The organism is Streptomyces sp. bgisy027 (assembly GCF_057710365.1).
In genome coordinates this window covers 349783-369827 of record NZ_JBYIVZ010000002.1, presented here as the reverse complement: position 1 = coordinate 369827, position 20045 = coordinate 349783, and the positions used below count along the sequence as shown (strand labels likewise).

The 20045-nt window shown below is 70.7% G+C and carries 26 protein-coding genes, 1 tRNA gene, 1 pseudogene and 1 riboswitch; of the genes and pseudogenes, 14 read left to right on the top strand and 14 right to left on the bottom strand.

Annotated elements, in window-relative coordinates; genetic code table 11:
* On the bottom strand, positions 1-611 hold a 611-nt coding region (locus tag AC3ETA_RS03750; RefSeq protein ID WP_432191351.1), incomplete at its 3' end, for a PTS transporter subunit EIIC.
* Between the two features lie 148 nt (positions 612-759).
* On the opposite strand from AC3ETA_RS03750, the gene AC3ETA_RS03745 reads away from it, so the two are divergent.
* The 4 genes from AC3ETA_RS03745 to rdgB all read left to right on the top strand — a co-directional run bounded on the left by AC3ETA_RS03745 (position 760) and on the right by rdgB (position 3163).
* The gene (locus AC3ETA_RS03745) at positions 760-993 is read left to right on the top strand and encodes a PTS sugar transporter subunit IIB (protein WP_030945941.1); all 234 of its coding nucleotides are present in this window, start codon (positions 760-762) and stop codon (positions 991-993) included.
* Positions 994-1078: 85 nt separating this feature from the next.
* A complete protein-coding gene (gene rph / locus AC3ETA_RS03740) occupies positions 1079-1834 on the top strand; it encodes a ribonuclease PH (RefSeq protein ID WP_432191350.1) in 756 nt (251 codons plus the stop codon).
* Positions 1835-1980: 146 nt separating this feature from the next.
* Positions 1981-2385 (top strand): hypothetical protein, encoded by a 405-nt coding sequence (locus AC3ETA_RS03735; protein WP_432191349.1) that lies wholly within the window; start codon positions 1981-1983, stop codon positions 2383-2385.
* Positions 2386-2560: 175 nt separating this feature from the next.
* The gene (gene rdgB, locus AC3ETA_RS03730; protein ID WP_432191348.1) at positions 2561-3163 is read left to right on the top strand and encodes an RdgB/HAM1 family non-canonical purine NTP pyrophosphatase; all 603 of its coding nucleotides are present in this window, start codon (positions 2561-2563) and stop codon (positions 3161-3163) included.
* Positions 3164-3218: 55 nt separating this feature from the next.
* On the opposite strand, the gene AC3ETA_RS03725 is transcribed toward rdgB, so the two are convergent.
* From AC3ETA_RS03725 to AC3ETA_RS03710, 4 genes and pseudogenes are all read right to left on the bottom strand, one after another.
* A tRNA-Leu gene (locus AC3ETA_RS03725) sits at positions 3219-3294 on the bottom strand.
* A 10-nt stretch (positions 3295-3304) separates the two neighbouring features.
* Entirely contained in the window at positions 3305-3511 is a 207-nt protein-coding gene (locus AC3ETA_RS03720) for an HNH endonuclease (RefSeq protein WP_432191366.1), read from the bottom strand.
* The gene (locus tag AC3ETA_RS03715) at positions 3459-3887 is read right to left on the bottom strand and encodes an HNH endonuclease signature motif containing protein (protein WP_432191367.1); all 429 of its coding nucleotides are present in this window, start codon (positions 3885-3887) and stop codon (positions 3459-3461) included. The genes AC3ETA_RS03720 and AC3ETA_RS03715 overlap by 53 nt, the downstream gene beginning before the upstream one ends.
* Positions 3856-4209, bottom strand: a pseudogene (locus AC3ETA_RS03710) (HNH endonuclease); the annotation flags it as partial. The gene AC3ETA_RS03715 and the pseudogene AC3ETA_RS03710, both read right to left, overlap by 32 nt.
* A gap of 23 nt (positions 4210-4232) precedes the next feature.
* Between AC3ETA_RS03710 and AC3ETA_RS03705 the strand changes: the two are divergent.
* On the top strand, positions 4233-4655 hold the full coding sequence (locus tag AC3ETA_RS03705) for a GNAT family N-acetyltransferase (RefSeq protein ID WP_432191347.1): 423 nt from the start codon (positions 4233-4235) through the stop codon (positions 4653-4655).
* On the opposite strand, the gene bcp is transcribed toward AC3ETA_RS03705, so the two are convergent.
* Complete coding sequence (bcp, locus tag AC3ETA_RS03700; protein ID WP_432191346.1) at positions 4636-5103, bottom strand: thioredoxin-dependent thiol peroxidase; 468 nt, start codon at positions 5101-5103, stop codon at positions 4636-4638. The two genes, AC3ETA_RS03705 and bcp, sit on opposite strands and share 20 nt — an antisense overlap.
* A 95-nt stretch (positions 5104-5198) precedes the next feature.
* On the opposite strand from bcp, the gene AC3ETA_RS03695 reads away from it, so the two are divergent.
* From AC3ETA_RS03695 to AC3ETA_RS03685, 3 genes are all read left to right on the top strand, one after another.
* Positions 5199-5528 carry a DUF3618 domain-containing protein gene (locus tag AC3ETA_RS03695; protein ID WP_432191345.1) on the top strand — a complete coding sequence of 110 codons (330 nt, stop codon included), beginning with the start codon at positions 5199-5201 and terminating at the stop codon, positions 5526-5528.
* A gap of 55 nt (positions 5529-5583) precedes the next feature.
* Positions 5584-5940, top strand: coding sequence for a GroES family chaperonin (locus AC3ETA_RS03690; RefSeq protein WP_030947507.1), 357 nt, complete (start codon positions 5584-5586; stop codon positions 5938-5940).
* A gap of 64 nt (positions 5941-6004) precedes the next feature.
* A riboswitch (guanidine-III (ykkC-III) riboswitch) is annotated at positions 6005-6076 on the top strand.
* Between the two features lie 34 nt (positions 6077-6110).
* Positions 6111-6431: a DMT family transporter gene (locus AC3ETA_RS03685; protein ID WP_432191344.1), complete on the top strand. Its 321-nt coding sequence runs from the start codon at positions 6111-6113 to the stop codon at positions 6429-6431.
* A gap of 44 nt (positions 6432-6475) precedes the next feature.
* On the opposite strand, the gene AC3ETA_RS03680 is transcribed toward AC3ETA_RS03685, so the two are convergent.
* On the bottom strand, positions 6476-8884 hold the full coding sequence (locus AC3ETA_RS03680) for a transglycosylase domain-containing protein (protein ID WP_432191343.1): 2409 nt from the start codon (positions 8882-8884) through the stop codon (positions 6476-6478).
* Positions 8885-9119: 235 nt separating this feature from the next.
* Between AC3ETA_RS03680 and AC3ETA_RS03675 the strand changes: the two genes are divergently transcribed.
* The 4 genes from AC3ETA_RS03675 to AC3ETA_RS03660 are packed head-to-tail and all read left to right on the top strand — an operon-like array spanning position 9120 to position 12621.
* The gene (locus AC3ETA_RS03675; RefSeq protein WP_432191365.1) at positions 9120-9920 is read left to right on the top strand and encodes an ABC transporter permease; all 801 of its coding nucleotides are present in this window, start codon (positions 9120-9122) and stop codon (positions 9918-9920) included.
* A complete protein-coding gene (locus AC3ETA_RS03670; protein WP_432191342.1) occupies positions 9913-10734 on the top strand; it encodes an ABC transporter permease in 822 nt (273 codons plus the stop codon). The genes AC3ETA_RS03675 and AC3ETA_RS03670 overlap by 8 nt, the downstream gene beginning before the upstream one ends.
* A gap of 10 nt (positions 10735-10744) precedes the next feature.
* Positions 10745-11773 (top strand): ABC transporter ATP-binding protein, encoded by a 1029-nt coding sequence (locus tag AC3ETA_RS03665; protein WP_432191341.1) that lies wholly within the window; start codon positions 10745-10747, stop codon positions 11771-11773.
* A gap of 32 nt (positions 11774-11805) precedes the next feature.
* On the top strand, positions 11806-12621 hold the full coding sequence (locus AC3ETA_RS03660) for a DUF1707 SHOCT-like domain-containing protein (RefSeq protein WP_432191340.1): 816 nt from the start codon (positions 11806-11808) through the stop codon (positions 12619-12621).
* A gap of 41 nt (positions 12622-12662) precedes the next feature.
* On the opposite strand, the gene AC3ETA_RS03655 is transcribed toward AC3ETA_RS03660, so the two are convergent.
* Positions 12663-14000, bottom strand: a complete 1338-nt coding sequence (locus tag AC3ETA_RS03655) for an SGNH/GDSL hydrolase family protein (protein ID WP_432191339.1) — start codon at positions 13998-14000, stop codon at positions 12663-12665.
* Between the two features lie 231 nt (positions 14001-14231).
* On the opposite strand from AC3ETA_RS03655, the gene AC3ETA_RS03650 reads away from it, so the two are divergent.
* Complete coding sequence (locus tag AC3ETA_RS03650; RefSeq protein ID WP_432191338.1) at positions 14232-15599, top strand: DUF445 domain-containing protein; 1368 nt, start codon at positions 14232-14234, stop codon at positions 15597-15599.
* A gap of 318 nt (positions 15600-15917) precedes the next feature.
* On the opposite strand, the gene AC3ETA_RS03645 is transcribed toward AC3ETA_RS03650, so the two are convergent.
* Positions 15918-17414, bottom strand: a complete 1497-nt coding sequence (locus AC3ETA_RS03645; RefSeq protein WP_432191337.1) for an alginate lyase family protein — start codon at positions 17412-17414, stop codon at positions 15918-15920.
* Between the two features lie 104 nt (positions 17415-17518).
* On the opposite strand from AC3ETA_RS03645, the gene AC3ETA_RS03640 reads away from it, so the two are divergent.
* Positions 17519-17878 (top strand): VOC family protein, encoded by a 360-nt coding sequence (locus AC3ETA_RS03640; RefSeq protein ID WP_432191336.1) that lies wholly within the window; start codon positions 17519-17521, stop codon positions 17876-17878.
* Positions 17879-18169: 291 nt separating this feature from the next.
* On the opposite strand, the gene AC3ETA_RS03635 is transcribed toward AC3ETA_RS03640, so the two are convergent.
* The 5 genes from AC3ETA_RS03635 to AC3ETA_RS03615 all read right to left on the bottom strand — a co-directional run bounded on the left by AC3ETA_RS03635 (position 18170) and on the right by AC3ETA_RS03615 (position 20041).
* A complete protein-coding gene (locus AC3ETA_RS03635) occupies positions 18170-18472 on the bottom strand; it encodes a hypothetical protein (RefSeq protein WP_432191335.1) in 303 nt (100 codons plus the stop codon).
* Positions 18473-18535: 63 nt separating this feature from the next.
* The gene (locus tag AC3ETA_RS03630; RefSeq protein ID WP_432191334.1) at positions 18536-19033 is read right to left on the bottom strand and encodes a hypothetical protein; all 498 of its coding nucleotides are present in this window, start codon (positions 19031-19033) and stop codon (positions 18536-18538) included.
* Positions 19034-19223: 190 nt separating this feature from the next.
* Positions 19224-19403 (bottom strand): hypothetical protein, encoded by a 180-nt coding sequence (locus tag AC3ETA_RS03625; RefSeq protein ID WP_432191333.1) that lies wholly within the window; start codon positions 19401-19403, stop codon positions 19224-19226.
* Positions 19404-19439: 36 nt separating this feature from the next.
* The gene (locus tag AC3ETA_RS03620) at positions 19440-19757 is read right to left on the bottom strand and encodes a hypothetical protein (protein ID WP_432191332.1); all 318 of its coding nucleotides are present in this window, start codon (positions 19755-19757) and stop codon (positions 19440-19442) included.
* Complete coding sequence (locus tag AC3ETA_RS03615; protein ID WP_432191331.1) at positions 19736-20041, bottom strand: class I SAM-dependent methyltransferase; 306 nt, start codon at positions 20039-20041, stop codon at positions 19736-19738. The genes AC3ETA_RS03620 and AC3ETA_RS03615 overlap by 22 nt, the downstream gene beginning before the upstream one ends.
* Between the last annotated feature and the right edge of the window lie 4 nt (positions 20042-20045).

Here is a 20045-nt window from a genome sequence, read left to right as displayed (position 1 = left end):
CACACCCACAGACACAGCGCCGCGAAGGCGATCGACACGAACGCCATGATGATCGGGACGAGACGGCGGCCGTTGAAGAAGCCGAGCCAGTCCACCAGCTTCGTACGGTGATAACGGGCCCAGAAGAACGCGGCCAGCAGACCCACCACGATGCCGCCGAACACACCCGGGTTCTGGTACTCGAACACGGTCACCGCGCCGTCCTGCACCTGGCAGCCCACGTTCGGGACCGCCTTCGAGCCCTCGGGGCAGTCCTCCGGGAACTGACGCAGCACGTTGTAGTAGACGAGGAACCCCACGACCGCCGCCAGCGCCGTCGAGCCGTCGGCCTTCTTCGCCATGCCGATGGCCACACCCACGCAGAACAGCAGCGGCAGACCCAGCGCACCGTCGAGCAGCGCCCCGCCCGCGCCCGCCATCACCCTGGAGACATCGGTCCAGCCGAGCCCGTCGTCGCCGAACACATCAGGCTGGCCGAGGCGGTTGAGGATGCCGGCGGCGGGCAGGACGGCGATCGGGAGCTGGAGACTGCGCCCCATCTTCTGAAGTCCCTGGAACGCGGTGTTCCACCGGGCGCGCGCAGGGCTGATGGCGGAGCTGTCGGCGCTCATGGACGCCCCTCGGTAAGGTGGTGTAGACCAGTTGGCGACGGTTCCATGTCGTGAGCGCCATCCTTCGGCACCGACGGCATGACCGCTCGCGAAGATGGGCCAACTGTGGGTTACTGCGACAAAGCGGTTCGGATCAGGGAGAAGGAACATGGCCAGCAAGGCTGAGAAGATCGTCGCCGGGCTCGGTGGCATCGACAACATCGAGGAGATCGAGGGCTGCATCACCCGGCTGCGCACCGAGGTCAGCGACGCCTCGCTGGTCGACGAGTCCGCCCTGAAAGCCGCCGGCGCCCACGGAGTCGTGAAGATGGGCACCGCCATCCAGGTCGTCATCGGCACCGACGCCGACCCGATCGCGGCGGAGATCGAAGACATGATGTGAGCCTGCGAGCTCACCGCGAGGGGCCCCTTCCCAGGCGATCACAGCCGCGGGAGGGGCCCCTTCCGTATGGGGCTAGGCTCACGCCATGGCAGCTACCTCCTCAACGACCCGAATCGACGGGCGCACCCCCGAACAGCTCCGGCCGGTCACCATCGAACGCGCCTGGTCCAAGCACGCGGAGGGCTCCGTCCTCGTCTCCTTCGGCGACACGAAGGTCCTGTGCACCGCCTCCTTCACCGAAGGCGTCCCGCGCTGGCGCAAGGGCAGCGGCGAGGGCTGGGTCACCGCGGAGTACGCCATGCTGCCCCGCGCCACCAACACCCGGGGCGACCGCGAGTCCGTCCGCGGCAAGATCGGCGGACGCACGCACGAGATCAGCCGCCTCATCGGCCGCTCCCTGCGCGCCGTCATCGACTACAAGGCGCTCGGCGAGAACATGATCGTCCTCGACTGCGACGTCCTCCAGGCCGACGGCGGCACCCGCACCGCCGCCATCACCGGCGCCTACGTCGCCCTCGCCGACGCCGTCGCCTGGGCCCAGGGCAGAAAGCTGATCAAGCCCGGCCGCAACCCGCTCACCGGCACCGTCAGCGCCGTCTCCGTCGGCATCGTCGGCGGCGTCCCGCTCCTCGACCTGCGCTACGAGGAGGACGTGAAGGCCGACACCGACATGAACGTCGTCTGCACCGGCGACGGCCGCTTCGTCGAGGTCCAGGGCACCGCCGAGGCCGAACCCTTCGCCCGCGAGGAGCTCAACGCCCTGCTGGACCTTGCCGTTTCCGGCTGCGGGGAGCTCGCGGAACTCCAGCGCAAGGCGCTTGATACCGTCCTCGAAAAGTAAAGGACGCCCCAAGTCGGGCCGCCTCCTCGGGCAACCGCACGGCCCTTCCCGGCGTCACTAGGGGTACGGGCGTACGGCACACCGCTGTGCGCCCGGCCAGTGGACACGGGGGCCTGCGAGGCCTGAGCAGGAGGGGAACTTCAAGCATGGCCACGAGCCGACGACGCCGGAGCCGTATCGCCACAGCCGCCGCAGCCATCGCGGCGGTCGGGCTGACGGCGGGGCTGACCACCGGCTGCGACGCCGTCAACAAGGCCCTGGACTGCGTCCAGACCGCCGACGCCATCGCCGACAGCGTCACGGAACTCCAGCAGGCCGTGGAGAGCGCCGCGAACGACCCGACGCAGCTGGAGGAGTCACTGACCTCCATCGACAAGAACCTCGACAAGATCGGCGACAAGACCGACAACACCGACGTCAACAAGGCGGTGGACGACCTCCAGCAGGCCGTCACCAACGTCCGCGACGCGGTCAGGAACGGCGACGAGACCCCTGACATCAGCCCGGTCACGGAGGCGGCCGGCGAACTGACGAAGGTCTGCACGCCGTAGCCGCGCCAGCCGGGCCGGGAGCGTCTGCCTGGTTGCGGTGCTCGGTCCGGCGCGGGTGCGTCGTGGCTGGTCGCGCCCGCCCGGCGGAGCCGCTCATGTCACAGCCCCGCGCCCCTTCGGGGGCGCGGCCCAGGGGGCGTCAAGCGGTACGGGACCTCACGCGATACTGGTCCCCATGACCCGCCTCATCCTCGCCACCCGCAACGCCGGAAAGATCACCGAGCTCCGGTCGATCCTCGCCGACGCAGGTCTCGGCCACGAACTCGTCGGCGCGGACGCCTACCCGGAGATCCCCGACACCAAGGAAACCGGCGTCACCTTCGCCGAGAACGCGCTGTTGAAGGCGCATGCCCTGGCGCGGGCGACCGGACTGCCCGCCGTCGCCGACGACTCCGGGCTCTGCGTCGACGTGCTGAACGGCGCCCCCGGCATCTTCTCGGCCCGCTGGGCCGGCCGGCACGGCGACGACAAGGCCAACCTGGACCTGCTGCTGGCCCAGCTCTCCGACATCGACGAAGCCCACCGCGGCGCCCACTTCGCCTGCGCCGCCGCCCTCGCCCTGCCGGACGGCACGGAGCGGGTGGTCGAGGGACAGCTGATGGGTACGCTGCGGCACGCTCCCGTCGGCACCAACGGCTTCGGCTACGACCCGATCCTCCAGCCGGAGGGCGAGATGCGGACGTGCGCCGAGCTGAGTTCCGAGGAGAAGAACGCGATCAGCCATCGCGGGAAGGCGTTCCGGGCGCTGGTGCCGGTGGTGCGGGAGTTGTTGGGCTGACTGGACGAAAAGGCCCGACGCCTTGCATATAAAGACGTCGGGCCATTCATTCCTGTGGGCCCGGTGGGACTCGAACCCACGACACACCGGACCTAAACCGGCGCCCTCTTGGCCAGCTGGGGTACGGGCCCGCAGCGCGGCCTACTCTACCGGTCCTCGGGGAGCCGGTATGCGGCGAGATCGATTCGCATAGGTGGCCGTCTGGCTGTGGCATGAAGGGCACAGATGCCGGAGGTTTTCGCGGCGGTTGTCCAGCCGGTCACCGTTGATGTGATCGATCTCCAGGACCAGGGGCTTACCCCCGCCAGATGTCGCCGATGTCGCATTCGGCGCAGATGTGCGGCACACCGAGATCGTCGAGGGCACGTCGTAGCAGGGCGGTCTTGGTGCGGTTCGAGCCCGGTTCCTCTCGTCGCAGGATTTGGTCGGGGGACTTTCGGTGCCGCGATGCGGAGCCGCGAAAGTGACCTTGCCCGGTGAAGTGATCAGTGGCGATGCCGTGTGCCTCCAGACTGCGCTTCACTCGTGCGCGGGCGGCGCCATTGGTGTCGCGATGGCCGAGGATCCTGAGTACGCCGGAAACGCTGGTGGCTTGGGCGGCCGCCGATGCGAGAACGTTCCGGGGAAGGTCTTCGAGGTCTCGTCCGCGGCCACGGGTGAAGTGCGACGTGTCGATGCCGAATTGGTCCAGTCGCTTTCTGACGAGCCCGTAGGGTCGTGGCATGGCAGTTGGGGCACAACAACCGCAGATTCTCCGGGCGGTTGTCCCACCAGTCACCGCTGATGTGGTCGACTTCGAGGCGGAGCGGTTTGCCGTTCCATTCCGGCCCTGTGCCGCACGCGGCACAGATTTCACGGACTCCGGTACACAGGAGCTCGCGGAGCAGCCGCTCACCAGGGACCCTTCCGTCCTCGGGGCTGCGCAGGGTGAGCGGAGCGCCGAGCGATCCCTTCGGACGTCCCTTGCGTGTAGGGACGAAGTGGGAAGTGTCGATTCCGAGCACGGCGATCCGGCGACTGATGTGCGTTTGGTTGCCCCCGACCTGGCTGGCTGCTGTTCCGGCACGACATGTCCGGGTTCGGCGGGCAACTGCCGAACCCGGACGGGACGTTTCGCAGGGAGCGGCTGGAGGCGGCTTTCGCCGGCGGCGTCGACTGGGCGCCGTTTCTCATCAGCAGGGGCGAGCATCCCGTCGGGTTCGCCTTCGTGCGGGCGATCGGCGGCCCCGTCCGTGTGCTCAACAGCTTCTTCGTCGTGCGGGGAGCGCGACGGGCCGGAGCCGGTCTGCGGGCCGTGCGGGAGGTGGTGCGGCGGCATCCCGGGGAGTGGGAGGTCGCCTTTCAGGACGGCTACCCGGGGGCCGTACGGTTCTGGCGGCGGGTCGCCGGGGAGCTCGCTCCGGGGATGTGGAGCCAGGAGCGCAGGCCGGTGCCGGGGCGGGCCGGCCTGGCACCCGAGGTGTGGATCTCGTTCAGATGCCCAGGTCCTTGATGATCTTCGCCACGTGGCCGGTCGCCCGCACGTTGTACAGCGCCCGCTCGACCTTGCCCTCCTCGTCCACGACCACGGTGGACCGGATGACGCCCATGTACGTCTTGCCGTAGTTCTTCTTCTCGCCGTAGGCGCCGTACGCCTCGGTGACGGACTTCTCCGGGTCGGCCACCAGCGTGACCTTCAGGGACTCCTTCTCGCGGAACTTGGCGAGCTTCTCCGGCTTGTCGGGGGAGACGCCGATGACGTCGTAGCCGGCGCCGGCCAGCAGCTCCAGGTTGTCCGTGAAGTCGCAGGCCTGCTTGGTGCAGCCGGGCGTCAGGGCGGCCGGGTAGAAGTAGACGATGACCTTGCGGCCCTTGTGGTCCGACAGGGACACGTCGTTGCCGTCGGCGTCGGGCAGGGTGAAGGCGGGGGCCACGTCCCCCGGCTGGAGTCGCTCGCTCATCGAACCAGCGTAACCGGGGAGCCTGACAGTGCGGTCCGGGGAGGAACTGACAGACTGTCCGGAAACAGCATCAGCTTCACTTCGGAGGCCGTACGGTGGCGGACACGTCGGACACCAGAACCCCGGCGCAGATCGAGGCGGACATCAAGGCCCGTCGCGCAGCTCTGGCCGAGACACTCGACGAGATCGGGGTGCGTGTGCACCCGAAGACGATCGTCGGTGACGCGAAGGCCAAGGTGGTCTCCAACATCGACCACACCCTCGGACGGGCCTATGTCGAGGTCAACCGGGTCGTGAGCGATGTGAAGGCCAAGTTCACGGACGAGGAGGGCGCGCCCCGTCTGGAGCGCATCGTGCCCGTCGCGATCGTCGCCGTCGGCCTCGTGGGGCTGCTGGCGATGAGCACCCGGCGCCGCAAGGGCTGAGCGGCGGCGGACCCGGCGGCGTATGCGGGCGGGAAAGGCAGGTAGGTTCAAGGGCGTGAGCGCCAACAGAAACGAGCACAGCACCCACCACGACAAGCTGCCCATCCGGATGCTGCACGACCGTGTACTCGTGCGGCAGGACACCGGCGAGGGCGAGCGGCGTTCCGGTGGCGGCATCCTGATCCCCGCCACCGCGGCCGTGGGCCGCCGGCTGGCCTGGGCCGAGGTCGTCGCGGTGGGGCAGAACGTACGCACCGTGGAGACCGGTGACCGGGTGCTGTACGACCCGGAGGACCGCGCCGAGGTCGAGGTGCGCGGGGTCGCGTACGTGCTCATGCGCGAGCGTGATCTGCATGCCGTGGCCGCCGACCGGTTCGAGGGGGCGGAGGACTCCACGGGGCTCTATCTGTAGCCCGCTCCACCTCGGGATCGACGGTTCGAGGGGGCTGGTGACCATCGTCACCGGCCCCTTTCGCTGTTTCTTTTGCTAGTTTTGAAGGAACCCGACGAGACGCGCCGTACCGGGATGTACGCAAAGACGACGCACCCCGTTGCACGCCGTACGTCTCGGAGGTGCCTGTCATGGCCTGGGTTCTGCTCGTCGTCGCCGGTCTGCTCGAGGTCGGTTGGTCGATCGGCATGAAGTACACCGACGGATTCACCCGGCTCGTCCCCAGCCTGTTCACCGGTGCCGGCATCGTCGTCAGCATGCTGCTGCTGTCCTGTGCCGCGAGGTCCCTGCCGATCGGCACCGCCTACGGCGTGTGGGTGGGCATCGGCGCGGCCGGTGCCGCGGTGGTCGGCATGGTCGTGCTGGGGGAGCCGGCCACCGCCGCGCGGATCTTCTTCGTCTGTCTGCTGCTGGTCTCCGTGGTGGGGCTCAAGGCGACCAGCGGTCACTGAGCCCCGTTGGTCAGTGAGCCCCGTTGGTCAGTGAGCCCCGGCGGTCACGGCCGGCGCGTCGTGCTGAGCGTCCCGGCGGTGTTCCCGGACGTTCCTCCGCCACCGGTGTCCGTCCCGCCGGTGTCCCCGCCGGTCGCTCCGCCGGTGTCCGTGCCGCCCGAGTCCGTGCCGCCGTCGGTGGTGCCGCCGTCCGTGGTGCCTCCGTCGGCGGTGCCGCCGGTGTCGGTCCCGCCGGTCGCGCCGCCGTCCGTGGTGCCCCCGTCGGCGGTGCCGCCGGTCGTGGTGTCGCCGGTGGTGCCGCCGTCCGTCCCGCCCGGGGTCTCGCCCCCGGTCTGGCCCTCGGTGTCCTGGCCGCCGGTCGTCGTCTCCCCGGTGGTGGCGTCCTCGTCCTGGTCGCCGGAGTCCTCGTCGCCCTCGGTGGGGTCGGTCGTCGGGTACTGGGGCTCGTCGGCGCCCTCCTGGAGCTGGAGGTCGAACTCACCGACCGGCTTGCCCTTCAGGGCCTCCTTGGTGAACTGGGCCCAGATGCCGGTGGGTGCCCCGCCGCCGTTGATGCGGTCCAGGCCCATCACTCCGTACAGCGACTTGTGCTCGGCCGTGTCCGGGTCCTGGCCCATGACGGCGACGACGGTGGCCAGTTCGGGTGTGTAGCCGGCGAACCAGGCGGCGGTGTCCTCCTCCGCCGTACCGGTCTTGCCGGCCGCGGGCCGGCCGGCGGCCAGGGCGGCGGTGGCGGTGCCGTTGTCGACGACGCTCTGGAGGACGGAGGTCGTGGTGTCGGCGGCCTCGCGGGTGATGACCTGCGAGGTCTTGCGCTCCGGCAGCTCGATGACATCGGCACCGTCCTTGGTGATCTTGTCGATCATCGTGTACGTGCCGTGCCTGCCGTGGTTGGCGAGCGTCGCGTAGGCCTCCGCCATGTCGAGGACGCTGGCGGTGGCGGTGCCGAGAGCGATCGACGGGAACGGCTGGAGGTCGGGGGTGCCGGTCGGCAGGCCCAGCTCGATCGCGGTGTCCTTCACCTTCTCCGGGCCGACGTCCACGGCCATCTGCGCGTACACCGAGTTCACGGAGGAGTCGGTGGCCTTGCGGACGGTGATGTCGCCGTAGGAGTGCTGGTCCTCGTTCTCGGGGTCGTAGGGCTTGCCGGTCCAGCCCTGGACCGGGCGCTTGTTGGTGCCGTCGTAGATCGTGTTCGGGGTGATCTGCCGGCCGTCCTGGGTGGTCGAGCCGTTCTCCACGGCGGAGGTGAACACGAACGGCTTGAAGGTGGAGCCGACCTGGAAGTCCCTGCGGGTGGCGTTCGGGGTGTACTGCTTGACGTAGTCGATGCCGTTGTACATCGCGACGACCTTGCCGGTCTTCGGGTCGACCGAGGCGCCGCCCGCGCGGACGTACTTGTCGACCTTGTTGTTCTTCGTGTCCAGCTTGTCCATCAGCTGGTCGTTGACGGCGTCGACGAAGGCGTTCTGCTTGTCCTTCTGGAGCGTGGTGGTGATGCGGTAGCCGCCGAGCTCCAGCTCCTCCGCGCTGACGATCTTGTTCCGGGTCAGATGGTCCTTCACGATCTGCACGATGTAGCCGCGCTGACCGGAGAGGTTGGTGGAGGTCGAGGCCTCCTTCGGCGCCGGGAACTTCATGCCCGCCCGCTTCGACTCGCTGAGCCAGCCCTTGGTGACCATGCCGTCCAGGACGTAGTTCCAGCGGGCGACGGCCGCGGACTTGTTCTCCGGGTGGGCGACGACGTCGTACTCGCTGGGCGCGTTGACCAGCGCGGCCAGGTACGCGGAGCGGGCCGGGTCGAGGTCCTTGGCGTCCATGCCGTAGTAGGCCTGGGCGGCGGCCTGGATGCCGTAGGCGTTGCGGCCGAAGAAGCTGGTGTTGAGGTAGCCCTCGAGGATCTCGTCCTTCGTCTTCTCGCGATCGAGCTTGATCGCGATGATGAACTCCTTGGCCTTGCGGGTGACCGTCTGGTCCTGGCGCAGGTAGTAGTTCTTCACGTACTGCTGGGTGATCGTGGAGCCGGACTGCTTGCCCTTGCCGGTGGCCGTGTTCCAGGCGGCCCGCAGCATCGCCTTGGGGTCGACGGCCGACTCGGAGTAGAAGTCGCGGTCCTCGGCGGCCAGGATCGCGTGCTGGGCGTCCTTGGACATCTGCGCGAGGGTGACGTTCTCCCGGTTGACCTCTCCGTCGCGGGCGATCACGGAGCCGTCCGCGTACAGGTAGACGTTGGCCTGCTTGGTCGCGAGCGCGTTGGCGGGCGGGATCTTGACGATGGAGTAGGCCAGGAAGAACCCGCCGACGAGCAGCAGCGTGCCGACGACGAAGGTGGCAAGGACCATGCGCCAGGTCGGGATGATCCGCCGCCAGCCCGTCCTCCTGGGCCGCTTGGGCTTCCCGTTCGGCTGCTGTGGCTGGGCCTGCGGCTCTTGCGGCTGCGGCTCGTCACTCATCTCGCGCTCGGACTCCTGTTTCGCGTCGTACGTTCCCGTACGCCCTCGTACGCCTACTGCGCCCCCATTGAAGACTCTCGCACCGGGCGTTCCGTTCCCGGAAACCGGCGCGTGTCCTGGAAAGTGAGCGAAACTTCGCCCTCGGGGGCGCCCGGAAAATGGCTGGCAGCCCCGGATCCGCGCGCACTAGGCTCCTGCGCTTCGGTGCCGGGCGCGGGCGAGGAGGGCGGTGGATGTGGGCTCCGGGCGGTTGTACCTGGCCGTCGCGGCAGGCGGCTTCAGAAGGTACGCGACCTATCGGGTGGCCACCGCGGCCGGGGTGTTCACCAACACCGTCTTCGGCGTGATCCTCGTCCACACGTATCTCGCGCTGTGGGACCAGAAGCCTCATCTCGGCGGGTACGACCAGGCGCAGGCCGTCACCTATGTGTGGCTGGGCCAGTGCCTGTTCGCCACGCTCGCGATCCAGGGCGGCGGCGCGGAGAAGGACCTGATGGACCGGATCCGTACCGGTGAGATCGCCGTCGACCTGTACCGGCCGGCCGACCTGCAGCTCTGGTGGCTGGCCGGGGACCTGGGGCGGGCGCTGTTCCAGATGATCGGGCGGGGAGTGGTCCCGTTCCTGTTCGGCGCCGTGTTCTTCCCGATGGCGCTGCCGACGGACGTCACTTTGTGGGCGGCCTTCGTGGTGACGCTGCTGCCGGCGGCGGTCGTCAGCTTCGCGATCCGCTATCTGGCGGCCCTGAGCGTGTTCTGGCTCCTGGACGGCAAGGGCGTCAACCAGGTCCTGATGATCACCGGGGTCTTCTTCTCGGGCATGGTGCTGCCCCTGAACGCCTTCCCGGGCGTGCTGGGCGAGATCGTGCGCGTGCTGCCCTGGGCGGCGCAGATCCAGATGCCGGCGGACGTGCTGATGGGGGAGAGGGCGCCGCTCGGGGCGTTCGCCTTCCAGGCGATGTGGGCGGCGGTGCTGCTGGCCGCGGGGCGGATCGCGCAGTCGGCGGCGACGCGTCGGGTGGTGGTGCAGGGTGGGTGAGCGTTCCGCCCTGCTCGAAGGGCTGCGGGCCTACCGGCTGATCGCCGCCATGTGGGTGCGGTCCAGCATGACGTACCGCACCTCCTTCGCCGTCACGGTGCTCGGCAACCTGATGGTGACCGGCCTGGACTTCGTGACGATCCTGCTGATGTTCTCGCAGGTGGACACCCTGGGCGGCTGGTCGCTGCCGGAGATCGCCCTGCTGTACGGCCTGTCGGCGACCGCGTTCGGGATCGCGGACCTGGTGCTGGGGTCGATGGACGTCCTGGGCGGCCGGATCCGCGACGGCTCCTTCGACACGCTGCTGGTGCGGCCCGCTCCGGTGCTCGCGCAGGTCGGCGCCGACCAGTTCGCGCTGCGCCGCCTCGGCCGGATCATGCAGGGTGCGCTGGTCCTGGGCTGGGCGCTGGTGTCGGCCGGCATCGACTGGACGCCCGCGAAGGTGCTGCTGGTGCCGGTGATGCTGATCAGCGGCGCGGTGATCTTCTCGGCGGTGTTCGTGGCGGGCGCGGCCTTCCAGATACTCGCGCAGGACGCCGCCGAGGTGCAGAACGCGTTCACGTACGGCGGGACCACACTGCTTCAGTACCCGCCCACCGTGTTCGGCAAGGACCTGGTGCGCGGCGTGACCTTCATGCTGCCCCTCGCCTTCGTCAACTGGGTGCCCGCCGCCTACGTGCTGGGGCGGCCGTACCCGATCGACCTGCCCGGGTGGACGGCCTTCGCGTCGCCCCTGGTGGCGGCGGTGTGCTGTGCCCTGGCCGGTCTGGCGTGGCGGGCCGGGCTGCGGTCGTATCGGAGTACGGGGAGTTAGGGGGCGGGCCATGCGGGACGAGACGGCGTTCATCGAGCTCGACGGTGTCGAGAAGGTCTTCGACGTGCGCAGGAAGACCGGTTTCCTCAAACGGGAGCGGCGGCAGGTGCGGGCCGTCGACTCGATCTCCTTCCGGGTGGCGCGCGGGGAGATGGTGGGCTACATCGGGCCGAACGGCGCCGGCAAGTCGACGACGATCAAGATGCTGACGGGGATCCTCACCCCGAGCGGCGGCCGTCTGCGGGTGGCGGGCCTCGATCCCTCCCGCGAACGCACCAGGCTCGCCCACCGCATCGGGGTGGTGTTCGGGCAGCGCACCACGCTGTGGTGGGACCTGCCGCTGATCGACTCGTACAGGCTGATGCACCGCATGTACCGCATCCCGGACGCCCGGTACCGCGAGAACCTCGACCGGCTCGTGGAACTCCTCGACCTGGCCGAGCTGTTGGATGCGCCCGTACGGCAGCTCTCCCTCGGGCAGCGGATGCGCGGCGACATCGCGGCGGCGCTGCTGCACGACCCCGAGGTGCTGTACCTGGACGAGCCGACCATCGGGCTCGACGTCATCTCCAAGGCCAAGGTCCGTGAGTTCCTGCGGGAGTTGAACACCGAGCGCGGCACGACGGTGCTGCTGACCACCCACGACCTCCAGGACATCGAGCAGCTGTGCTCACGGGTGATGGTCATCGACCACGGGCGGCTGATGTACGACGGCCCGCTCGCCGGGCTGCACGAGGTGGGGGAGAGCGAGCGGATCCTGGTGGTCGACCTGGAGCGCGAGCTGCCGCCGATCGAGGCGGCGCCCGCGCGCGTGGTGAAGGTGGAGGGGCCGCGGCAGTGGCTGGCGTTCCCGGCGGCCGAGTCGGCGGCGGTGCTGGTGGCGCGGATCGCGGCGGAGTATCCGCTGGTGGATCTCTCGGTGCGGGAGCCCGACATCGAGGCCGTGATCGCCAGGATGCTGCATTCTTCGGCGGACACCCCCGAACCCCCGCCCGAGCGGACCGAGCGGGCGGGACCGACCGAGCGGGCGATCTCGTAGCCCCCGGGCGGGGTAGCTCGTAGGCTGCCCGTATGAGCGACGAAGCCCCGGAGCTGCGTGCCTCCGACGCCGATCGTGAACGAGTCGCCGAGGTCCTGCGGGACGCCCTCGCGGAGGGGCGCCTCGACATGGAGGAGTTCGAGGAACGCCTCGACGCGACGTACAAGGCACGCACCTACGGGGATCTGGCCCCGATCACCCGGGATCTGCCGGTCGGCGCGGTGGCCGTGCCGAAGGTCGACATGGTGAAGAGGCCCGGGGCCGCCGGGAGTTGGAGCGACCGGATCGTCGGCGGGGAGGGGTCCTCGACGTGGGGTGTCGCCGTGCTGTCGGGGTTCCAGCGCAAAGGACGCTGGACCGTGCCGAGGCGGTTCAACTGCTTCGCCTTCTGGGGCGGCGGGGAGATCGACCTGCGCGAGGCGAACTTCGCGGACGGGGTGGTCGAGATCAACTGTGTCGCGATCATGGGCGGGGTGGAGGTCGTCGTGCCGCCCGGGGTCGAGGTCGAGGTGCGCGGGATCGGGATCATGGGCGGTTTCGACCACCGTGAGGACGGGGCGCCCGGGGATCCCGGTGCGCCGCGGGTGGTCGTGACCGGGTTCGCCTTCTGGGGCGGCGTCGGGGTCGAGCGGAAGCTGACCCGGACGCAGAAGCAGGAGCTCCGCGAGGAGCGGCGCCGGGAGCGGCTGGAGCGGCGTGAGCAGCGGCGGGAGCTGCGGTCCTCGGCGCGGGACGAGAGTTACGAGGGCCATCGGAGGATGCTCGAGGAGCACCGGGACCTGTGGCGTCACGGTCACAGCGAGCCCGGGGCCCGCCGGGAGAAGTCCCGGGAGCGGGACGAGGACTGAGCGCCCCCCGCCCCCGCCCCCGCTCGCTGAGCCGGCCGCCGCTACAGCTCCGCCGGCGCCGCGCCCTTCAGGTCCTGGAGATCGAAGGACTCCGCCATGCGCTCGTAGCCCTTGTCGCTCGGGTGGAGGTGGTCGCCGGAGTCGTAGTCGGGGCGGAACCTGCGCGGGTTGTACGGGTCGCGCACGGCCCTGTCGAAGTCGGCGACCGCGTCGAAGACCCGGCCCGCGCGGATCTCGGCGTTGATCTGCCGGCGCACGTTCTCGCGGGCGTCGGTGTAGCCCCGGTGGCCCTGGAAGGGCATCAGGGTGGCGCCGACGACCTTGAGGCCGCGGGCGTGGGCCTGGCGGACCAGGGTGCGCAGCCCGTCGAGGATGCGCTGGGGGTCGGCGAGGCCGGGGTTGCGCAGGATGTCGTTGACGCCGAGGTCGATGACGACGACCTTGACGCTCGTGCGGGACAGCACGTCGCGGTGGAAGCGGCCGATGCCCGCCTGGTTGTCGGCGGGGCGCCCGGCGCCGCTGGCGAGGATCTGGTTGCCGCTGATGCCCTGGTTCACGACGCTGTAGCGCGGCACGTCCTGGCCGGCCGCGACGGCCGCCCGCAGCCGCCGCGAGAGGACGTCCGTCCAGCGGCGGTTGGCGTTCTGGGTGGACGTGATGCCGTCGGTGAGCGAGTCCCCGAAGACCACGACGGTGCCCTCGGAGTCGTGACTGAGGACGTCCAGCGCGGTCACGTACCGCCAGGCGTCGACCTGGCCGGTGTACGCCGTGCCGGTCGTGTCCTCGGTGAGGTCGCCCTCGGCGACGTAACTGGTCTGGCGCGCGTGCGGGTGGTAGGTCACCGGGCCGGACGGGGTGGGGGAGTAGGTGGTCACCAGGACGTCGGCGTCCGCCGGGATCGTCATGCGCACGGCGTCGCTGAACACCTGCCGGCCCGGCGGGATGACGACGGTGGGGCTGCCGCCGAAGGTCAGCCGGTGCATGGTGTCGGCGACCGCGGCGGCCGTCGAGGAGCCGGCGGCGAGCGCGACCGAGGCGTGCGTGATCGTCAGCCGGGACTGGCCGTAGAGGTTGGACAGCGTGATCCGGGCACTCGTACCGCCGACGCTGGTGTGCACGACGTTGCGCACCGAGTCGCCCGCGAGGCCCTCCAGCTCGGTGCCGGGCTCGGCGCCGACCGGGGAGGCGGACCAGGCACCCACCCAGATGCCGGTCGAGGCCGGGGCGACGGGGCCCCGTCCGGAGCCGGTCTTCGTGGGGGCGCTCCTGCCGGTCGCGCTGCCCGCGTCGGAGGCGACTGCGATGTATATCGCGGCGGAAAGCGTGACGATCAGGGCGATGATCGCGCTGAGCAGGGCATAACCGTTTCGCCTGGTCATGCGGTGCGTGTCTCCTCGGGCGGATGGGAGCCCGAGGCTCCGATGTGATCACCTCATGATGCGTCATGAGGCGGAGGGGAGTTGCACGGACCCCCCATTGGGCCGCCGGAGTTCATCCGGACTTCGCCATCGACCTCCCCCACGGGACAGACGCCGGGAACTCTTGATTCGTTCCAGGAGTAGGTCAGGAAGGGACAATGTGTGCGGGGGATCCTGGACGGGTGGAGCGGAATGGAACGTACGAATCAGGATGAAACGGGAACGCCTGTCGTAGAGCAGCATGCCCGGCCGGAGACCGCTGGTAACCGGCGCGTGCCCGCATCGGCCGTACGTGCGATGACGACGTTCACCGCCGCCGACCAGGAGAAGCAGCGCGGCGTACGGCGGATGAAGATCACCGCGACCGGGCTGCTGCTCTTCGTCGCGCTCGTGTACGTCCTCGCCAAGGTCGCCTCGAACCAGGGCGCGGACGCCTGGGCCGGCTACGTCGCGGCGGCCGCCGAGGCCGGCATGGTCGGCGCGCTCGCCGACTGGTTCGCCGTCACGGCCCTGTTCCGTCACCCCCTCGGCCTGCCCATCCCGCACACCGCGATCATCCCCACCAAGAAGGACCAGCTCGGCGTCTCGCTGGGCGAGTTCGTCGGCGAGAACTTCCTCTCCCGGGACGTCGTACGGCAGCGCCTGCGCGCCGTCGGCATCGGCAGCCGACTCGGCGCCTGGCTCGCCGAACCCGAGCACGCGGACCGGGTGACGGCGGAGCTGTCCGCGGCACTCAGAGGTGCCCTGACGGTCATGCGCGACTCGGACGTCCAGGCGGTCGTGGGCGAGGCGATCACCCGGCGTGCCGACGCCCAGGAGATCGCGCCCGGCATAGGGAAGATGCTGGAGAAGATCGTCGCCGACGGCGGCCACAAGCGGGTCGTCGACCTGGTCGTCGCCCGGGCCCAGAACTGGCTGATACTGCACGACGACGAGATCATGGACGCCGTGCAGGGCGGTGCCCCCGGCTGGACCCCGAGATTCGTGGACCGCAGGGTCGGCGAGCGGGTCTACAAGGAGCTGCTGCGCTTCGTCACCGAGATGCGGGACATGCCCAGCCACCCGGCCCGCGGCGCCCTCGACCGGTTCCTCACCGACTTCGCCTCCGACCTCCAGTCCGACACGGAGACCCGCGCGCGCGTCGAGCGGCTCAAGGGCGAGGTGCTGGGCCGCGGCGAGGTGCAGGACCTGATCGCCTCCGCCTGGACCGCCGTACGCCGGATGATCGTCTCGGCGGCCGAGGACGAGCGCAGCGAACTGCGGCTGCGGGTGCGTGCCTCGCTGCTGTCGCTGGGCGCGCGGATGGCGGTCGAGCCCAGGCTCCAGGCCAAGGTCGACGGCTGGGTGGAGGGCGCGGCGGTGTACGTCGTCTCCACCTACCGCAAGGAGATCACCTCCCTGATCACGGACACCGTGGCGAGCTGGGACGCCGAGCACACCACCCGGAAGATCGAGGCGCACATCGGCCGCGACCTCCAGTTCATCCGGATCAACGGCACCGTGGTGGGCTCGCTCGCCGGGCTGCTGATCTACATCGTGTCGCGGGCGCTGGGGGCGTAGGCCTGCGGCGGCCTGTGCGGGTTCGGTGGGGGGTGCGCGTCGTGCCTGCGTGTGCGTTGTGGGTCGGGGCCGTGCCGGGGGGTGTCCGTCCTCGGTCGGGCGGTCGCCGTGGCTCCAGAGGTGCTGTTCGTTGACGCCCGCCGCTGCGGGCGGACACCTCCCGGCACGGCCCCTTGCCGCCGTACGCGGCCGCGGGGCCACTGCGGGCGGACACCTCCCGGCACGGCCCCTTGCCGCCGTACGCGGCCGCGGGCCCGGTCCCGGCTCTCCCCCGAGCGGGAGCCGGGACCGGGCCGGTCCTTCGTGCGGCGGTGGCCTCTACTGCGGCTCGCGCCGGGCCCGGTCGCGGCGGCGCAGCAGCAGGAGGCCGCCGGCGAGGGCCGTGACGCCCGTGGCGGCGGTCCAGCCGAGGAGGCCGTTCGAGCCGGTGGCGGCGAGGTCGTCGCCGGCGGCGGAGGGCGAGGGAGATGCCGGGGTTCCGGTCTGCGGGCGGGGACCGGACCCCGTACCGGCGGCCTCGGAGGGGCCGGAGGCGGACGGGCTCGGCGATCCGCCGCTGCTGCCCGCCCCGGTCGTTCGCCCCCGGGTGAACGCCAGCGTCCCGAAGCCCAGTTGGTCGTAGCCGCCGCTGTCGGGGCCGTAGTTCCCGCCCCCGCCCTCGGGGGCGGACCTGGCGGCGATCCGGGTGAGGTACGACGCCGGCAGGCCCCGGCGCCCTGAGTAGTGGTTGGCGATCATCGCCCAGATGGGGCGGGTCATCTCCGGGTTGACGGGCGCGGCCTCGGTCACCGTCTCCGACCCCGACCAGCCGTCGATCGCGCCCTTCCTCCGGGTGTTCGCGGTGAACGGCACCTTCTCGCCCATCGCCCACTTGGCCACGTACTGGGCGCCCTTGAGGAAGCGGCTGTCGTCGTGGCCGTACAGGTCGATGCCCTGGTTCCAGGCCATCTCGCAGATCGTGCCCATCAGGCCGACGCCGAGCAGGGCGTGCCCCTGGTCGCGGCCGGCCTCCAGCCACTCGCCCAGTCCGTCGTCGTGCACGACGGGGATAGCGTTCCTGATCGAGCCGAGGCCCTCGCCGTGCTTGAAGTACTCGACGGCGCGCTCGACCTTCGCCCGGTCGTCGCAGTGGATGCCGACGGCCAGGACGCAGGCCATGTTGCACAGGTCCCAGTTGGTCCAGTAGTTGCTGACGACCGCGTTGTTGTGGTGGGCGAGGAAGCTCTCGCTCAGCGGGTGGAAGACGTCGAGCAGCATCCTGCGGAACCGCTCGGCCTCGAAGTCCTCGTGGTCGCGGACGAGTTCGGCGGCGTTGGCGAACTGATAGCCGTACAGCCCGGCCGCGAGAAACCGGTCGGCGCTGCCCGCGACCTGGGTCAGCGTCCCCGACCAGGCGTTGAGGACGGCGACGGCGGTGTCGGCGTGCGCACGCTCGCCGGTGATGTGCCAGCGCAGGGCGTTCTGGTAGGCGGCGTGGATGTCCTTGTAGAGCGCCGCGTAGTTCTGGGGGGTTCCGGCGCCTCGGTGGACGACGGCGCTGGGCCGGGGACGCCAGCCGCTCTGAGCGTGGGGGTTGGCGGCGAGCCGGGCGAAACCGGCCGTCCAGGGCTGGGCGCCCGCCTTCACCTTGGCGGCCATCCGGTCCAGGTCGGCGCGGGTGTGCAGCAGGCCGGGATGGGCGAAGGAGACCCCGGCTGCCCCGGCTGCTCCGGCTGCTGCGATAGCCGGGGTGGTCGTGCCGATTCCCGCCCCGACGGCTCCGGCGGTCGCGCCCGCGGCCCTGAGCAGGCTCCGGCGGCTGATCTGTCGTGTCACGTGTCTCGTTCCTCGCGTGCCTGTGGCTGGGGACGCAGGGGAGACGGGGGCAGACTGCGGGGGATAACAAAAACTCCGGACAACCGTTCCAGGGAGCCGCACCGATGACCGTCCGCAGGATCGTCCCCAACGTCCACGCCGGGTCCGAGGAAGCGATCGCGACGGGCCGTGACTTCTACGGCCTGCTCGGTTTCGAGGAGGTGATGGACATGGGCTGGGTGACGACCATGGCGTCCCCGGCCAACCCCTCCGCCCAGATCAGCTTCTTCACCGAGGACCGCACCGGCCCCGTCGTCCCCGACCTGAGCGTGGAGGTCGAGGACGTCGACGCCGTGTACACGCGGGTACTGGCATCGGGCGCGGAGATCGTACGGGAACTCAGGGACGAGGAGTGGGGCGTACGCCGCTTCTTCGTACGGGACCCGGGCGGCCGCGTGGTGAACGTCCTGACCCACCGGTCGTAGGGGGAGGTGCGGCTGACCTACCGGTTGTAGGGGGAGGTGCGGCTGGCCTACCGGTCGTAGGGGGGTACGGCTGACCTACCGGTTGTAGGGGGAGGTACGGCTGACCTACCGGTTGTAGGGGGAGGTGCGGCTGGCCTACCGGTCGTAGGGGGAGGTGCGGCTGGCCTACCGGTCGTAGGGGGGTACGGCTGACCTACCGGTCGTACGGGGAGGTGCGCCTGACCTACCGGTCGCAGGGGGGACGTACGGCCGTGACGTGCTGGACCGCCCTTCGCGGAGACGGCCCCCGCGTCAGCCGCGGCGGTCCGCCACCGCCCAGGACGCCAGGGCCATCGCGCCCGCCACCCCGAACACGGCGGGCCAGGCGCCCACCTTCTTGGCCAGTGGGTGCGAACCGGCGAAGGCGGCGACGTAGGCGGTGGTCAGGGCGCCCGCGGCCCTGCCGCCCGCCCGCTGCCGCCACTGCTGTGCGGCGGTGGCGCCCGCCACGGCCAGTACGGCACCGCCGAGCTGCCGGTTCCTGGTCCAGCGGGCCACCCCGTACCCGCCGACGAGCCCGCCCGCCGCGACCACCGCGCTGGGAACCTTCGTCATGTTGCCTCCAACCACCGCTGCCGGGGCCGGCGACCACTTCGGCCGGTCCCTTCAGAACCGAGGCTAACCGGCCCGGTCCCCGCGGGACTCCGCCCGGGCCCGCAGCTCGGTCACGTAGCCCGCGCCGATGGCGCTCCCGACTGCGGTGAGGGCGAGCGCCGGCACGCCCGGGTTCACATAGCCGGGCACGTCACCCGTGTCGTAACTCCCGCCGTCGCTCGTCTCGCAGACGAACCCGAGCGGGATGTACGTCACCTTGTGCCCGGTGATCTCGATGCCCCGCTCGTGCCGCTCCCACCAGCCCGCCGTACGGCAGGACCGCGGGGGCGCCGAGTCGGTGCCGCCGTCCTCCGCCACCATCACCGCGCCGCACACGGCAAGCAGCCCCCACGCGTACAGGGCGAACGCCCCGGCGCCCGCGAGGGCCGCGATGCCGCGCAGCGCGCCGGGGACTCCGGTGCGCAGTTCGCGCCGGTCGGCCAGGGTGCGGATGCCGTATCCGGTCAGACCGATCGCGGTGATGACCGCGACCAGGACGAACAGCAGGAGCAGCAGGAGCACCTGGCCTCCAGGTGGTGGGAACGACGGACGACCACGGGTGCGACGAGTCCAACAGGGCCCGGCGCACCCGGCTGTGGTGGAGCCCACAGTTCCGGCAACAGGAGCGCAACAGGATCGGGATCACGGGGCCGGTGCCATGGGATCAGCGCCACGGGGCCGCTGCCACGGGATCGGTGTCACGGGATCGGTGTCACAGCACGTCGGCCAGGCGGTCCACCTGGTCCGGGGCGAAGCCGTAGCAGTAGAGCATCACCTCGTCGACGCCCAGATCGGCGTAGGCGGTGAGGGCGGTGCGGATCCCGGCCGGGGTGGTGAGCATGCCGTCGACCATGCGGTCGGGCGTGCCGGTGAAGGCGTGGTAGGCGTGCATACGGGCGCGGCTGTGCGTGGTGTGCCGTGCGTGGGCTCAGTTGCGGGAAGCGATCCGCAGGCCGCCCGCCCCGCTCTCCTCGTGCCGCGCCCGCACCCGCAGCCCGGCCTGGCACAGCAGCTCCAGCGCCCGGGCGTGGGAGAGCCGCAGCTTGCGGTAACTGCGGGCGGTGAGCGTCCAGTCGGCGTCGCCGTCGGCGCGTGTGTGGATCAGATCGTGCACGACGACCGTGTAGTCGTTGTAGTCGTCCGGGTACTCCAGGAAGCACGTCATGATCCGGTCCTCGGTGGCCCGCACCGGAAGGAAGCGGTCGGTGCCGGTGAGCGGGACCGTCAGGTCGCGGTAGGAGAACACGGCCGTCCCCTCGGGCGCGAGGGCCGCGGCGACATCGGCGAAGAGAGCGGCAACCGGGCTGCGTGCGCGGCGAGTTCACCCAGCAGCGGCCGGCTCGGATCGACCGCGAGGACGGAGTCGAAGCCCAGCGCGGCCAGCGCGAGACTGGCGTGCCCCGGACCGCACCCCAGATCCACGGCCGGCGACCCGGCCGCCGTGCCGATCGCCGTCCCGGGCATCACGCCCCACTCCGCGAGCGCGGCACGCTGCCCCGCCGCGAGGGCGTCGAGATCACCGCCGAGCATCCAG

Bases quoted from the DNA above. Each gene is read 5' to 3' on its own strand.
- AC3ETA_RS03660 (WP_432191340.1), top strand. From the start codon at position 11,806: ATGAGCGACGAAGCCCCGGAGCTGCGTGCCTCCGACGCCGATCGTGAA.
- AC3ETA_RS03635 (WP_432191335.1), bottom strand. From the start codon at position 18,472: ATGACGAAGGTTCCCAGCGCGGTGGTCGCGGCGGGCGGGCTCGTCGGC.
- AC3ETA_RS03655 (WP_432191339.1), bottom strand. From the start codon at position 14,000: ATGACCAGGCGAAACGGTTATGCCCTGCTCAGCGCGATCATCGCCCTG.
- rph (WP_432191350.1), top strand. From the start codon at position 1,079: ATGGCAGCTACCTCCTCAACGACCCGAATCGACGGGCGCACCCCCGAA.
- AC3ETA_RS03735 (WP_432191349.1), top strand. From the start codon at position 1,981: ATGGCCACGAGCCGACGACGCCGGAGCCGTATCGCCACAGCCGCCGCA.
- AC3ETA_RS03650 (WP_432191338.1), top strand. From the start codon at position 14,232: ATGGAACGTACGAATCAGGATGAAACGGGAACGCCTGTCGTAGAGCAG.
- AC3ETA_RS03615 (WP_432191331.1), bottom strand. From the start codon at position 20,041: ATGCTCGGCGGTGATCTCGACGCCCTCGCGGCGGGGCAGCGTGCCGCG.
- AC3ETA_RS03715 (WP_432191367.1), bottom strand. From the start codon at position 3,887: ATGCCACGACCCTACGGGCTCGTCAGAAAGCGACTGGACCAATTCGGC.
- AC3ETA_RS03685 (WP_432191344.1), top strand. From the start codon at position 6,111: ATGGCCTGGGTTCTGCTCGTCGTCGCCGGTCTGCTCGAGGTCGGTTGG.
- bcp (WP_432191346.1), bottom strand. From the start codon at position 5,103: ATGAGCGAGCGACTCCAGCCGGGGGACGTGGCCCCCGCCTTCACCCTG.
- AC3ETA_RS03705 (WP_432191347.1), top strand. From the start codon at position 4,233: ATGTCCGGGTTCGGCGGGCAACTGCCGAACCCGGACGGGACGTTTCGC.
- AC3ETA_RS03665 (WP_432191341.1), top strand. From the start codon at position 10,745: ATGCGGGACGAGACGGCGTTCATCGAGCTCGACGGTGTCGAGAAGGTC.
- AC3ETA_RS03745 (WP_030945941.1), top strand. From the start codon at position 760: ATGGCCAGCAAGGCTGAGAAGATCGTCGCCGGGCTCGGTGGCATCGAC.
- AC3ETA_RS03625 (WP_432191333.1), bottom strand. From the start codon at position 19,403: ATGCACGCCTACCACGCCTTCACCGGCACGCCCGACCGCATGGTCGAC.
- rdgB (WP_432191348.1), top strand. From the start codon at position 2,561: ATGACCCGCCTCATCCTCGCCACCCGCAACGCCGGAAAGATCACCGAG.
- AC3ETA_RS03680 (WP_432191343.1), bottom strand. From the start codon at position 8,884: ATGAGTGACGAGCCGCAGCCGCAAGAGCCGCAGGCCCAGCCACAGCAG.
- AC3ETA_RS03640 (WP_432191336.1), top strand. From the start codon at position 17,519: ATGACCGTCCGCAGGATCGTCCCCAACGTCCACGCCGGGTCCGAGGAA.